This window comes from Bacillus sp. 22483 (assembly GCF_052044605.1).
Taxonomy (GTDB): domain Bacteria; phylum Bacillota; class Bacilli; order Bacillales; family Bacillaceae; genus Bacillus; species Bacillus altitudinis.
The window spans coordinates 316,055-330,355 of the sequence record NZ_JBQENU010000001.1 but is presented as its reverse complement, the minus strand read 5'-3'; the positions used below and the strand labels follow the sequence as shown (position 1 = coordinate 330,355).

The 14,301-nt window shown below is 40.3% G+C and carries 13 protein-coding genes and 1 other annotated feature; of the genes, 12 read left to right on the top strand and 1 reads right to left on the bottom strand.

Annotated elements, in window-relative coordinates:
* Positions 1 to 6: 6 nt before the first annotated feature.
* The 5 genes from ACTJJQ_RS01725 (at position 7) to ACTJJQ_RS01705 (ending at position 5,601) form a co-directional block, all read left to right on the top strand.
* Complete coding sequence (locus tag ACTJJQ_RS01725; protein WP_025207148.1) at positions 7 to 1,002, top strand: ABC transporter ATP-binding protein; 996 nt, start codon at positions 7 to 9, stop codon at positions 1,000 to 1,002.
* Between the two features lie 85 nt (positions 1,003 to 1,087).
* Complete coding sequence (locus ACTJJQ_RS01720) at positions 1,088 to 2,722, top strand: peptide-binding protein (protein WP_025207149.1); 1,635 nt, start codon at positions 1,088 to 1,090, stop codon at positions 2,720 to 2,722.
* 77 nt (positions 2,723 to 2,799) lie between these two features.
* Entirely contained in the window at positions 2,800 to 3,750 is a 951-nt protein-coding gene (locus tag ACTJJQ_RS01715; RefSeq protein ID WP_008348492.1) for an ABC transporter permease, read from the top strand.
* Between the two features lie 33 nt (positions 3,751 to 3,783).
* Positions 3,784 to 4,683: an oligopeptide ABC transporter permease gene (gene opp4C / locus ACTJJQ_RS01710; protein WP_017360169.1), complete on the top strand. Its 900-nt coding sequence runs from the start codon at positions 3,784 to 3,786 to the stop codon at positions 4,681 to 4,683.
* Between the two features lie 165 nt (positions 4,684 to 4,848).
* Positions 4,849 to 5,601, top strand: a complete 753-nt coding sequence (locus ACTJJQ_RS01705; RefSeq protein WP_144684661.1) for a YjbA family protein — start codon at positions 4,849 to 4,851, stop codon at positions 5,599 to 5,601.
* 35 nt (positions 5,602 to 5,636) lie between these two features.
* On the opposite strand, the gene trpS is transcribed toward ACTJJQ_RS01705, so the two are convergent.
* Positions 5,637 to 6,632, bottom strand: coding sequence for a tryptophan--tRNA ligase (trpS, locus tag ACTJJQ_RS01700; protein WP_008348488.1), 996 nt, complete (start codon positions 6,630 to 6,632; stop codon positions 5,637 to 5,639).
* 53 nt (positions 6,633 to 6,685) lie between these two features.
* Positions 6,686 to 6,904 (bottom strand) — a binding site (T-box leader).
* A 482-nt stretch (positions 6,905 to 7,386) separates the two neighbouring features.
* Between trpS and ACTJJQ_RS01695 the strand changes: the two genes are divergently transcribed.
* The 7 genes from ACTJJQ_RS01695 (at position 7,387) to ACTJJQ_RS01665 (ending at position 14,126) form a co-directional block, all read left to right on the top strand.
* The gene (locus tag ACTJJQ_RS01695) at positions 7,387 to 9,024 is read left to right on the top strand and encodes a peptide ABC transporter substrate-binding protein (protein WP_007499024.1); all 1,638 of its coding nucleotides are present in this window, start codon (positions 7,387 to 7,389) and stop codon (positions 9,022 to 9,024) included.
* A 116-nt stretch (positions 9,025 to 9,140) separates the two neighbouring features.
* The gene (locus ACTJJQ_RS01690; protein WP_007499022.1) at positions 9,141 to 10,085 is read left to right on the top strand and encodes an ABC transporter permease; all 945 of its coding nucleotides are present in this window, start codon (positions 9,141 to 9,143) and stop codon (positions 10,083 to 10,085) included.
* Between the two features lie 3 nt (positions 10,086 to 10,088).
* Positions 10,089 to 11,006: an ABC transporter permease gene (locus ACTJJQ_RS01685; RefSeq protein ID WP_017360167.1), complete on the top strand. Its 918-nt coding sequence runs from the start codon at positions 10,089 to 10,091 to the stop codon at positions 11,004 to 11,006.
* Between the two features lie 12 nt (positions 11,007 to 11,018).
* Complete coding sequence (locus ACTJJQ_RS01680; RefSeq protein WP_007499018.1) at positions 11,019 to 12,098, top strand: ABC transporter ATP-binding protein; 1,080 nt, start codon at positions 11,019 to 11,021, stop codon at positions 12,096 to 12,098.
* A gap of 1 nt (position 12,099) precedes the next feature.
* Entirely contained in the window at positions 12,100 to 13,017 is a 918-nt protein-coding gene (locus ACTJJQ_RS01675) for an ABC transporter ATP-binding protein (RefSeq protein WP_024720064.1), read from the top strand.
* A gap of 105 nt (positions 13,018 to 13,122) precedes the next feature.
* Positions 13,123 to 13,410 carry a hypothetical protein gene (locus tag ACTJJQ_RS01670; protein WP_025207152.1) on the top strand — a complete coding sequence of 96 codons (288 nt, stop codon included), beginning with the start codon at positions 13,123 to 13,125 and terminating at the stop codon, positions 13,408 to 13,410.
* Between the two features lie 137 nt (positions 13,411 to 13,547).
* On the top strand, positions 13,548 to 14,126 hold the full coding sequence (locus ACTJJQ_RS01665) for a GNAT family N-acetyltransferase (protein WP_024720065.1): 579 nt from the start codon (positions 13,548 to 13,550) through the stop codon (positions 14,124 to 14,126).
* Positions 14,127 to 14,301: the final 175 nt, after the last annotated feature.

Genomic DNA, 14,301 nt, shown 5'->3' with positions numbered 1-14,301 from the left:
CCATACATGACAGATCGATCTGAGAAAGAAACCATCCTGGAATTAAAAAATATACGAAAACACTTTCCGATTAAAGCTGGCGTGCTGCAAAAGAAAGTAGGAGCAGTCAAAGCGGTTGACGGCATCGACTTAAACATTTATAAAGGCGAAACGTTAGGCATCGTTGGAGAGTCTGGATGCGGTAAATCCACATTAGGACGGACGATGATTCGTTTATATGAACCAACAGAAGGACAAATTCTATTTAAAGGGCAAGATATTTCTCATGTATCTGAATCAAAACTAAGACAATCAACAAGGAAAAACATCCAAATGGTTTTTCAAGATCCCTTTGCATCACTCAACCCTAGAAAAACACTTCGAAGTATCATCAAAGAACCCTACAAAACACATCACTTATATTCCTTAAAAGAAAGAAATGAAAAAGTAGAACAGCTTTTATCCAAAGTCGGCCTTCACCCAAGTTTTGCGAATCGATACCCGCACGAATTCTCCGGCGGACAAAGGCAGCGGATCGGTATCGCTCGTGCACTTGCCATGAATCCTGAAATGATCATAGCAGATGAGCCTGTTTCAGCGCTTGACGTCTCCATTCAGGCGCAGGTCATCAATTTGATGGAAGAGCTTCAAGAAGAGTTTGACCTCACCTATCTCTTTATCTCTCACGATCTCAGTGTGGTCCGCCACATTAGTGATCGAGTGGGCGTCATGTATCTTGGCAAAATGATGGAACTTGCGGATAAGCACAGCCTGTACGATGATCCGCTTCATCCGTATACACAGGCGCTTTTATCTTCCGTTCCAGTCACCCGTAAAAAAGGTCAGGTGAAAAGGGAACGGATTATGCTGCAAGGGGATTTACCAAGCCCTGCAAATCCGCCAAAAGGCTGTGTGTTTCATACAAGATGCCCGCATGCGAAAGAAGTCTGTAAAGAAAAAGTACCAGAATTTCAAGAATTAAAAACGAACCACTTTGTGGCCTGCCACCTCTACGACGCTTGATCACGCTTGTATGATCTCATCTTTGAGAGGGGGGATGAAACGGGCTTCTGTCATCATTTTTTAAAAAAGATAGGGGGAATTGTCTATGAAAGATAGAAAGAGAAAGTCCATTTTGGTCAGTTTGCTGCTGATCTTTACATTGATCCTTGCTGCTTGTTCTGGTGGAAATAAAACGTCTGGAGACAGTGAAAAGAAATCCACAGGTAAACCTGTACAAGGTGGCGATCTTGTCATTGGTTCGATTGCGGAGCCTACATTATTTAACTCACTTTACTCAACAGACGTTGCAAGTTCTGATATTGAAGAGAGAATCTATAGCTTTTTACTGCAAACAGATGGAAAGCTTAACCCACAGCTGGCGTTGGCAGAAGATATTAAAGAATCCGATGACGGCAAACAGTTTGATGTGACCATTAGAAAAGGCGTGAAGTTTCATGATGGAGAAGAACTGACTGCTGATGATGTTGTGTTTACATACAGCATTCCGATCAATAAGGATTACAATGGTGAGCGTGGATCAGGCTTTGAAGTATTAGAGTCTGTCAAAAAAACAGGGGACTATTCGGTCGAATTTAAGCTGAATAAAAAAGATCCATATTTTTATAATGTCACGCTAGGAAGCTATGGCATTTTACCAAAGCATATTTTAGGTGATGTCCCTATAAAGGATCTTGGAGAAAATGAATTTAACCGAAAAAATCCAATCGGCTCTGGCCCATTTAAATTTGCCGAGTGGAAAGAAGGAGACTATGTCAAACTTGAAGCATTTGATGACTATTGGGATGGACGGCCATACCTTGATACAGTCACCATTAAAACGATTCCTGATCAAAATGCAGCCATGGCTCAGCTATCCGCAGGTGATATTGATTTCTTTGCAGTGCCTGGAGCAGAACTGCAAACAGCCGAAAAAGTTAGTAACATCAAAATCGAATCTGATCTAGGGCTAAATTATTCATATATTGGCTGGAATCAGAAAAACGAACTGTTCAAAAGTAAAAAAGTCCGTCAAGCTCTTACCCATGCCATTGATCGTCAAACGATTGTCGATCAAGTGTTAAATGGAGACGGGAAAGTAGCCAACATCCCAGAAAGCCCGCTGTCATGGAACTACCCTAAAAATGAAAATGTCCCAGTATTTGAATTTGATCAAGAAAAAGCGAAAAAGATGCTGAAAGAAGAAGGCTGGGAGGATACAGATGGAGATGGTTATCTTGATAAGGACGGTAAGAAGTTCTCCTTCGTCTTGAAGACGAACCAAGGAAACAAAGTCCGTGAAGATATTGCTGTCGTTGTCCAGCAGCAGCTCAAAGAAATTGGCATTGAAGCAAAACCGCAAATTGTAGAATTTAGTGCATTAATCGAACAAACAACCCCGCCAAAATGGGATTATGATGCGTTATTACTCGGCTGGAGCTTAGCGACATTCCCTGATCAATACAGCATTTTCCATTCAAGTCAGTCTGAAAAAGGCTTAAATAACATTTGGTATAAAAATGAAGAAGTCGATAAACTGCTAGTTGATGCCAAAAACTTGAGTGATCGTAAAGAGTATTCAAAGGCGTATGAAAAAATTTATGAGCTGATTGCAGAAGACCAGCCGTATACGTTCCTTTATTATGCCAACTCACATCGCGCGATGCCATCTAATCTACAAGGCTACTCTTACCACCCGAAAGATGAATATTACAAAATCGAAAAATGGTGGATTGAACAGTAGTCTGCTAGTGAAGAAGGGGAGGGGTCTCCCCTTTTTTCATCATAGTATGGCCATCCGATGAAAAAGGAGTTGTGCACATGGTTACATATATCATTAGAAGGACACTTCTTTCCATCCCAATTTTGTTTGGTATTACGATTTTGTCCTTTGCGATTATGAAAGCAGCACCAGGCGATCCGATGTCACTCATGATGGACCCGACCATTAGTGCCGCAGACAGGGAAGCCTTTATTGATAAGTACGGCTTGAACGATCCTGAATATGTGCAATATATGAAATGGCTCGGCAATATGCTTCAAGGTGACTTTGGCACATCCATTGTAAAAAAAGGAACGCCCGTGTCGGATTTGATTTTTGCCCGGCTGCCAAATACCCTCATCCTCATGATCTTTTCTACATTAGTTGCCCTGATCATTGCCATCCCATTTGGTGTTCTTTCAGCAAAACGTCCGTATACAAAACTTGACTATGGTATTACGGTTACATCATTTATCGGACTGGCTATTCCGAATTTCTGGTTTGGTTTGATCCTGATTATGGTGTTATCAGTGAATTTAGGATGGTTTCCAACCGGGGGTGTCTCTACCTTAAATGCAGATTTTAATCTATTTGACCGGCTTCATCATATTATTTTACCGGCCTTTGTTTTAGCAACGGCTGATATGGCCGGCCTTACACGTTATACAAGGTCAAGTATGCTCGATGTGATGCGGCAGGATTACATTCGCACGGCGCGAGCGAAAGGTTTTAGAGAGAACAAAGTCATCTTCAAACATGGATTGAGAAACGGTCTGATGCCTGTTATTACGATCTTTGGACTCATGATTCCATCCTTTATTGGCGGCGCAGTCGTGGTGGAACAAATCTTCACATGGCCGGGGCTTGGGAAACTGTTTATCGATTCTGCTTTTTCAAGAGATTATCCCGTCATTATGGCGATGACTGTTATCTCTGCTGTGCTCGTGGTCGTTGGAAACTTAATAGCGGATATTCTCTATGCGATCGTTGATCCGCGTATTGAATATTAGAAGGGAGCTGAAGCACAATTGGCACAACCTAATATGGGAACACCTCCAGTTGATCTCAAATTAAAAGAAGGCCTTCCGCCAAAACCAGAGACGATGCTTCGTTTATTTTGCGAGAAATTTTTCAAAAATAAATTGGCGGTTGCCGGCTCCGCTATATTATTGATCATTATCTTTTCCGCTATTTTCGCCCCGGTGATCGCACCTTACGCACCGGAACAGCAAGACTTATTGAAACGGCTACAGCCTCCAAGTGCAGAGCATTTTATGGGAACCGACAAGTTTGGTCGAGATATTTTTTCAAGGGTGCTATACGGAGCGAGGGTGTCTCTATTAGTTGGCTTTGTCTCAGTAGTCGGAGCCATCACCATTGGTACCGTCATTGGGGCGGTAGCGGGATACTTTAAAGGCTTTGTTGATTCTGTGCTCATGAGAATGGTGGATGTCGTATTGTCTATTCCAGATATTTTTCTCTTGATCACGCTAGTGACAATTTTTAAACCGGGTATTGATAAATTGATTTTAATCTTTGCGCTGACTGGCTGGACAACAACCGCCAGGCTGATCCGCAGTGAATTCTTGTCACTTCGCACAAGAGAATTCGTACTCGCAGCAAGAACGATCGGAACGAAAAACCATGTCATCATCTTTTCGCATATTTTACCGAACTGTATCGGCCCTATCATTGTGTCTGCTACATTGAAAGTCGGTTCTGTGATTTTAGCTGAGTCGACACTTAGCTATCTAGGGTTCGGCATCCAGCCTCCAACGGCGAGCTGGGGAAACATGCTTCAAGATGCACAAAATTTCTCCATCATGGTGCAAGCATGGTGGTATCCACTGTTCCCAGGTTTACTGATTTTACTTACCGTTTTATGCTTTAACTTCTTAGGTGATGGACTGAGAGATGCCCTTGATCCTAAAAAGCTAAAATAAGGTTCTGCTTATAGAAGATCGTGAAAGGACTCTGCGAGACGTTCTCCTTTTCCCAGGAAATATAGCCGTCCTTCCGTCAGGGCGAAGTTTTAATAAAGTTGGAATAATTTCTCTATCCCTTGCCCATACTGTGGACAACAGTTTTTAAAAAGTGAGGGATTGGTTATGTTATTTCTTCATGACGTATGGGTGAATTGGTTTGAAGGGGAAGAGAATGGCTATAATGTGTGCCATTTTCATGAGTGGCGCAAGGAGGACAGCGTGGAGCTGTTAGATCAAGTACCTTTACTCAAGGTGCAGAGTCCTTTGTTTGATTACATAGAGAATGATCTATCAGAGCTGCCAAAGACGCTGCTAGAGTCTGTATTTGAGAAATCATATATTCGAAAAAATCATGAACGCCGTAAATTAGAGTATTGCTTTGTGGTCACGGACGGGATAAGAATCATCGCTGTGGATACGATTGGTTATTCCATTCCTGTGAGAAAGAGCCGATTGATTCCAAGACAGGAGCAATTGGTCTATGAAATGGTGAAAGATGTGAAGGCAGAGGAGTATGAATTCACGCCGGACAGCCTTGAATCGACGAAAGAATATCACATCCTATCATTACCACCGCAGCATATCAGCGGATTAACGAGAAAAGAAAGACAGCTGAAGCAGCTGATGTTTATGGCGCTAGATCAACTAAAGGGGCTTCAAAACCGAGCAGAAATTGCCTATTGGTATACAGAATGGAATCCGCGCATGTACAACCAGATCAAACGAATGTCTTTCGAGGAAATTTGGAACATGCTTTATAACGAAACCATTGATGGATGGTCAGAAAACCATTTAGCCTTTTGTGAAAAAATGATTAAAGGACAGCCATTTTTTGAAAAACTTTGGGAAATGGAAAACGAATCAAAAGTGAATTAGAAAAAGCTTGCAGCTGAATATGCTGCAAGCTTGTTTTATTTGCGTTTCCGACCAAGACCCATTGCATTCTCCATTTTTTTCAGCATTTTGTTTGCCGCACGGTTTGCCTTTTCAGCACCCTCATCTAAAATGCGATCAAGCTCATCTGACTCAATGAGTTCATAATAGCGATCTTGAATCGGTTTTAACGCATCCACGACCACGTTCGCAAGATCTCCCTTAAATTCACCATAACCTTTGCCTTCGTATTTTTGTTCAAGCTCTGCAATCGATACGTTCCCTAATACAGAATAAATCGTCAGCAAGTTGGCTATTCCAGGTTTGTTTTCTTTGTCATATTTGACGATGCCTTCTGAATCAGTCACAGCACTTTTGATTTTCTTTTCAAGCTGTTTTGGCTCATCTAATAAGGTAATGAAAGATTTTTGGTTCGGATCAGATTTGCTCATCTTTTTCGTTGGGTCTGTTAAAGACATAATCCGAGCGCCTTCTTTTGGAATTTTGACTTCAGGTACAGTAAAGATGTCGTTATACTTTCGGTTAAAGCGTTCAGCAAGCGTTCTCGTTAATTCAAGATGCTGCTTTTGATCTTCTCCTACAGGAACTAAGTCCGTACCGTATAACAAAATATCGCCAGCCATTAATGGCGGATACGTTAATAGTCCTGAAACGACTGCTTCCTTACCAGCAGATTTGTCCTTAAATTGAGTCATTCTTTCTAATTCTCCAATATAAGCGACACATTGCAGCATCCATCCTGCCTGGGCGTGGGCAGGTACCTCTGATTGGATAAACAATGTTGCCTTCTCAGGATCAAGTCCCACTGCCAAATAAAGAGCGGCTAAGCTTCTAATATTTTGTCGAAGGGCTAAACGATCCTGACTCACCGTAATGGCATGCTGATCAACCACACAAAAGTAGCCGTTGTAATCATGCTGAAGATCGACAAATTGCTTCATCGCTCCAATGTAGTTCCCCAATGTCACAGAACCGCTAGGCTGAATGCCTGAGAAAATCGTCTTTTTTGTCATACTAAAACCTCTTTTCTTCAATATAAAAAGGCCCACCCATCACTTTTCAACAGAAAAGGGACGAATGAACCGTGGTACCACCCTTGTTATTTCAATACGAAATCACTCAAGACGTTGATATCGGAGACTGCTCCGTCTAAGCCTACTGACTCTGTCAAGTGTTCGGTTAGCTGCTCCAAAGCCCATTCCATACATGCCATTATCTGCTTGCACCGACCGCAGACTCTCTGTAAATGGTGAATATATGTACTCTTCTTTTTCATCGCAACAGTATGTCTATCTATTATAAAGGATGACCATGAAAAAGTCACGAAGCCTATTTGTGACCTTCTCATCATGTCGTTTGACACTTAAAATTTTAGATAAAATAGTAACTATCTGTCAGAATTTTTTAAAAAAGGATGATTAATTATATGTATAAAACATTATTCCTGCTGAATTTGTCAAATTATTTTAATCAATTTACGCTTTAATTTGTTGAAGTGATTGAGACTTTAGTTTATAAAAATCAATCTTTATCCCCATTTACGTTTTTTAAAAATATGTGAAATTGATATTGCAATAAATTATTCTATTCATTATAATGAATTTGTTCACACGTTTGTGCTAGGCTCTTTACATAGTGAAAATTCAGAAAAAACAAAAGAAATAGAAAGTAAGCTATTCAGGGACTTTTTTACGCTATTTCTTAAATCTGAATCTCATCTTCTATCGAGACCTTTGAACTAAAAACATATTATAAGGGGGAATACAGTTGAAAAAGCGTTGGTCTGTTGTTACTTTAATGCTTATTTTCACACTTGTATTAAGCGCTTGTGGTTTCAGCGGAAACAAATCAGGCGACAGCACGAGCAGTTCTGGAGAGGCTAAAACAACATTAAATGTGAATATCTCCACTGAGCCTTTTTCTCTACATCCGGGATTGGCAAATGATTCAACTTCAGGAAGTGTCATCCGTCAGACTTTTGAGGGATTAACAAGAATTAACGCTGAAGGTAAGCCAGAAAACGCAATGGCTTCTGATATCAAAACAAGTGATGATGGTAAAACTTACACATTCACACTTCGTGATGCAAAATGGTCTAATGGTGACCCTGTCACAGCACAAGACTTCGAATATGCTTGGAAATGGGCATTAGATCCTAAAAATGAATCTCAATATGCTTACCAGCTTTATTATATTAAAGGTGCTGAAGCTGCTAACAAAGGGGAAGCAAAAGTTTCTGATGTTGGCATTAAAGCAAAAGACGACAAAACGCTTGTAGTTGAGCTAGAGAACCCAACACCGTTCTTTACTGAACTAACTGCATTCTATACGTATATGCCAGTCAACAAAAAAGTGGCTGAAAAGAATAAAAACTGGTACACAAATGCTGGTGAAAACTACGTATCTAATGGACCATTCGTTCTTTCTAAATGGAAACACGGCGGTTCTATCACACTTGAAAAGAACAATGAATACTGGGATAAAGACACTGTGAAATTGAAAAAGATTAACATGTCTATGATCAAAGATACAAACACTGAACTTAGTATGTTCAAAAAAGGCGAACTTGACTGGGCTGGTTCTCCAACTGGAAGCCTTCCAACTGAGTCTTTAAAAACGTTGAAAAAAGAAGGCGGTCTTGAAATTCAAACGATCGCTGGTATCTATAACTACAAATTCAATACAAAAGTAAAACCTTTAAACAATGCGAACATCCGTAAAGCCCTTGCTTACTCAATCAACCGTCAAGCAATCGTTGACAAAATTACGCAAGGTGAACAAGTTCCAGCGATGGCAATCGTTCCTCCAACAATGGAAGGATTCACGGATAACAAAACTGGTTACTTCAAAGATCATGATGTAGCGACTGCTAAAGAACTTCTTGAAAAAGGTGCGAAAGAATTAGGTTATAAGTCAGTTTCTGATCTTCCAACATTGAAATTGTCTTACAACACAGATGAAGGCCACCAAAAGATTGCACAAGCAATTCAAGAAATGTGGAAAAAAGATTTAGGTGTGAACGTTGAACTTGATAACTCTGAGTGGAACGTATACATCGATAAAATCCACAGTGGAGACTACCAAATCGGACGTATGGGCTGGTTAGGAGACTTCAACGATCCAGTGAACTTCCTTGAGCTTTACAAAGATAAAGACGGTGGAAACAATGACACTGGATGGGAAAGCAAAGAGTACAAACAATTATTGAATGATTCTGCAAAAGAAACAGACAAAACAAAGCGTGAAGAAATGCTGAAAAAAGCAGAAAAAATCATCATCGACGATATGCCTGTAGCGCCTATTTACTTCTACACTCAACTTTGGGTACAAGATCCAAAACTTAAAGGTGTGGTTGTATCTGGACTTGGTGATGTTCAATACAAATGGGCACATTTCGAAAAGTAAGAGTTATAGTGTAAGAGATCTACGGCAAGGATCTTAAGGTATATGGAGGATGTCTCTCCATATACCTTTCTTGCTGATTAGAGAAATTGTTGTAAAATCATGGAGGTGCAATTCCGTTGCTTAAATATATCGGTAAGCGATTAATATATATTTTAATCACACTGTTTGTTATTGTAACTGCAACTTTCTTTCTCATGCAGGCAGCACCTGGTGGTCCATTCTCTGGAGAGAAGAAACTTCCTGCTGAAATTGAAGCAAACCTAAACGAGCACTACGGGTTGGACAAACCCTTATTTGTTCAATACGTGAGCTACCTAGGTTCAGTTGCAAAATTAGATTTTGGTCCCTCATTTAAATATAAAGGACAAACTGTTAATGATTTAATCAGTTCTGGATTCCCCGTTTCCTTTACCCTCGGAATTGAGGCAATTCTCCTCGCATTAGCATTTGGTGTATTGTTTGGGGTCCTTGCAGCGCTCTATCATAACAAGTGGCAAGACTATACGATTGCCATTTTAACGATCTTTGGAATCTCAGTTCCAAGTTTCATCTTAGCGGCGCTATTACAATATGTATTTGCATCTGAGGCAAGCTTTTTAGCGATCTTCCCAGTTGCAGGATGGGAGTCTTGGGCAAGCACCGTACTACCTTCTATTGCACTTTCCTTCATGCCAATGGCATTTATCGCTAGACTTGCACGGTCAAGTATGCTTGAAGTATTAAATAGTGACTACATTAGAACGGCTAGAGCAAAAGGATTAACAAAATCAGCTGTGACGATCAAACACGCCATTCGAAACGCATTGTTACCTGTTATCACATACATGGGACCAATGGCTGCTTCAGTGTTAACAGGTAGTTTTGTCGTGGAGAAGATTTTTGGTATTCCTGGTCTTGGCTCTCACTTTGTTACAAGCATTACAAACCGTGATTACACAGTCATCATGGGTGTCACAGTCTTCTACAGTATTATTCTATTAGTCAGTATTCTAGTTGTTGACGTCCTCTACGGTATTATTGATCCTAGAATTAAACTGACGAAGGCGAAGAAAGGGGTCTAACACATGGAAGAGATGAGAAAAGATTTATTTGTGCCTGCGACAGCTGACGCAGCAGAATCTGAAAAAATTTCTAAACCTAGTCTATCTTTATGGAAGGATGCCATGCTTCGCTTCCGTGCAAATAAACTTGCAATGGTTGGACTTGCAATTATTTTCATTATTGTGATTCTGGCCATTTTCGTTCCAGTGTTCTCGAAATATGATTATTCAACGACAGATTTGCTTAATGCAGATCAGCCGCCATCAAAAGAGCATTGGTTTGGTACAGATGATCTAGGCCGAGATATGTTTGTTCGTACATGGGTAGGGGCAAGAATTTCGATCTTCATCGGTCTTGCTGCAGCAGTTCTTGACGTGATCATCGGGATCATCTGGGGAAGTATTGCTGCATTCAAAGGCGGCCGTACAGATGAAGTCATGATGCGTATCGCAGACGTTTTATGGGCAATTCCAACACTATTAATGGTTATTTTAATGATGGTGGTTCTGCCAAAAGGATTATTAACGATTATCCTTGCTATGACAGTCGTAGGCTGGATTAACATGGCACGTATCGTTCGAGGGCAAGTTTTACAATTGAAGAGCCAAGAATACGTTCTTGCAGCACAAACATTAGGTGCAAAAACATCTAGACTTTTATTTAAACACTTGATTCCAAACTCAATGGGACCGATTCTTGTCACAATGACATTAACGATTCCTTCTGCTATTTTCACAGAAGCATTCTTAAGCTATCTAGGGCTTGGTGTACCAGCTCCATTAGCTAGCTGGGGAACAATGGCTTCTGATGGAATTCCGGCCATGACGTATTATCCATGGAGATTATGGTTCCCAGCCGCATTTATCTGTATTACAATGTTTGGTTTTAACGTGGTTGGAGACGGACTAAGAGACGCTTTAGATCCGAAGTTGCGTAAATAAGGAGTGATTAGGATGGAACGTGAACGTATTCTAGAGGTGAAAGACCTTGCAATCTCATTTAAAACATATGGTGGAGAGGTTCAAGCCATTCGTGGTGTGAACTTCCACTTAAATAAAGGCGAGACACTTGCTATTGTAGGTGAATCTGGTTCTGGTAAAAGTGTAACATCCCAGGCCATCATGAGATTAATCCCGATGCCGCCAGGTTATTTCAAGCGCGGAGAGATTTTATTTGATGGGCAGGATATTGTCAAGAAAACGGAAAAGCAAATGCAAACCATTCGAGGAAAAGACATTTCGATGATCTTCCAAGATCCGATGACTTCTTTGAACCCAACCATGAAGGTCGGGAAACAAATTACAGAAGTACTTTTCAAGCATGAACAAATCTCAAAAGAAGCGGCTGAAAAAAGAGCCATTGAACTTTTAGAGCTTGTTGGGATTCCAATGCCTGAAAAAAGAATCAAACAATATCCGCATGAATTTAGTGGTGGGATGAGACAAAGGGTTGTCATCGCGATGGCACTTGCAGCCGATCCAAAGCTATTGATTGCTGATGAGCCAACGACTGCACTTGATGTAACCATTCAGGCGCAAATCTTAGAATTAATGAAAGAAATTCAGCAAAAAGTCGAAACATCTATTATCTTTATTACCCATGATTTAGGTGTTGTGGCCAATGTTGCTGATCGTGTAGCCGTTATGTATGCTGGACAGATTGTGGAGACAGGGACTGTTGATGAAATTTTCTACAATCCGAAACATCCATATACATGGGGACTTTTAGCATCTATGCCAAGCCTAGACACTGATGGAGGAGCTGAAGGGAAACTAACGGCGATTCCAGGAACACCACCAGATTTAACAAACCCGCCGAAAGGAGATGCATTTGCACTCCGGAGCGATTATGCAATGAAAATTGACTTTGAACAAGAACCACCAATGTTCAAAGTATCAGATACGCATTATGTGAAATCATGGCTACTTCATCCGAATGCCCCTAAAGTTGAACCGCCTGCTTCCGTAAAGGCGAGAATGCGTGAACTAGAAGGTAGCTACGAAAAACCTGTATTAGTAAAAGAGGGTGAATAGCATGGCAGAAAAACTGTTAGAAATTAAAAATTTAAAGCAGCATTTCCATACAGCAAGAGGGACTGTAAAAGCAGTTGATGGTGTCTCATTTGATATTTATAAAGGTGAAACACTTGGACTTGTAGGTGAATCTGGATGTGGAAAGTCGACAACTGGCCGTTCAATCATAAGACTTTATGATGCGACAGATGGTGAAGTTCTCTATAAAGGAGAAAGCGTACACGGAAAGAAATCAAGACAAAAAATGCTTGAATTTAACCGTCAAATGCAGATGATTTTCCAAGACCCATATGCTTCACTTAACCCTAGAATGACAGTGCTTGATATCATTGCAGAAGGGATTGACATTCATGGTCTTGCGAAAACAAAGCAAGCACGTAAAGACCGTGTGTATCAATTGCTTGAAACGGTTGGCTTGAATAAAGAGCATGCGAATAGATACCCGCATGAATTCTCAGGCGGTCAAAGGCAGCGTATTGGGATTGCTCGTGCGTTAGCTGTTGAGCCGGATTTCATCATTGCCGATGAGCCAATCTCTGCACTAGATGTGTCGATCCAAGCGCAGGTCGTCAACTTAATGAAAGAACTGCAAGAAGAAAAGGGCTTAACGTATTTATTCATTGCCCATGACCTTTCCATGGTGAAATATATCAGCGATCGTATCGGCGTGATGTATTTTGGGAAATTGGTTGAGCTGGCACCAGCGAATGAATTATATGAAAACCCGCTTCATCCATATACAAAATCATTACTATCTGCGATTCCGCTTCCAGATCCTGATTATGAGCGTAACCGCAAACGGATTAAATACGATCCATCTGTTCATAAAGGAACAAATACGGAATTTCGTGAAGTGAAGCCAGGTCACTTTGTCAGCTGTACTGAAGAAGAATTCAAAGAGATCAAAGCAAAACAATAAGAACAGAGAAGAAGCACTGCGATATCAGTGCTTCTTTTTTTATTTTACAAAAAAACAAGTTGATGGTAATTTTTATGTAAAGTGAGTAAACCAGGAGGAAATCAAATGTTGTTATGGAAGACGTTTCGCTATTCATGTCTTCACTTTTTTATCGTCACGATGCTTTTTTCAATATCTTTTTTAACGGAACCAAACGGAGGAAAGTGGATGATCGCATTTTTAGTGCTCATTTGCATTATTTCGTTTTCGGTTGAATTTGCTGTGTATCGGCGCACGAATAAACAGAAGGAAGAAGTCCGGCGTATGAAGTACCTTTATTTCATCATGTTTCAGATCGCCATGACACTTCTTTTGTTTGCTTGCTTTCAAATGCTCATGAATCGTTCGATATAAAACTTTTTTGCTTTCTCTTGAAAAAAAGTGAAACCACCAATGGCATTGCTGCGTCTTACTAGTACAGGCGTTTAAATAGCAGGAAATCGGGAATAGATAAGGAAGTGGTTCTTAACTACATCATAAGGAGCGGATCCATGAATTGGTATGAAAAGCTCAGTGAATACTTCCCGATAGAAGAAATGAAGTCAAAAGAGCATATGGAAGCTTTATTAAAGGAAAGAAGTGATATTTATCATAAAGAAGAAGGGCCTCATCATGTGATGATGTACGCTGAATTTGATTCTTTCATCTTTATTGATTATTTATTTGTTTCCAAGGATGCAAGAGGTGAAGGCCTCGGCTCAAAGCTCATTCATAAGCTGAAGGAAAAAAGAAAACCGATCTTGCTTGAGGTCGAGCCTGTAGATGAAGATGATGCAGATACTGCAAAACGCCTAAAGTTTTATCAGAGAGAGCACTTCAAGCATGCTGAATCAATTGGTTATAAACGCAGGTCACTTGCAACGAATGAAGTGAACCGCATGGAAATTCTTTATTGGTCGCCTCGTACAGATAATGAGGAAGAAATGATGGAGGCCATGAGAAAGACGTACGAAAGAATCCATACGTATAAAGACGAAGAATGGTATGGACAATCGTATGAGGATGTTGATGATGTGCTGAAGCTCGTTGAAAATAGAAAACAAAAAAATATTTTCGATCATCTCGACTAAATGAGAATGTTCAGACTTCAAACATCTGCACAAAAAGAATGAAATTGTCTAGTTTTTGTCACAAAAATTGCAAGAAAATCTGTTCACACTTACTTTTTTATAGTATAATCACTATAAAGATTACTTATTTAGAACAATTTTAATTTAAGAATACAGATCAATATTCATTCTACAA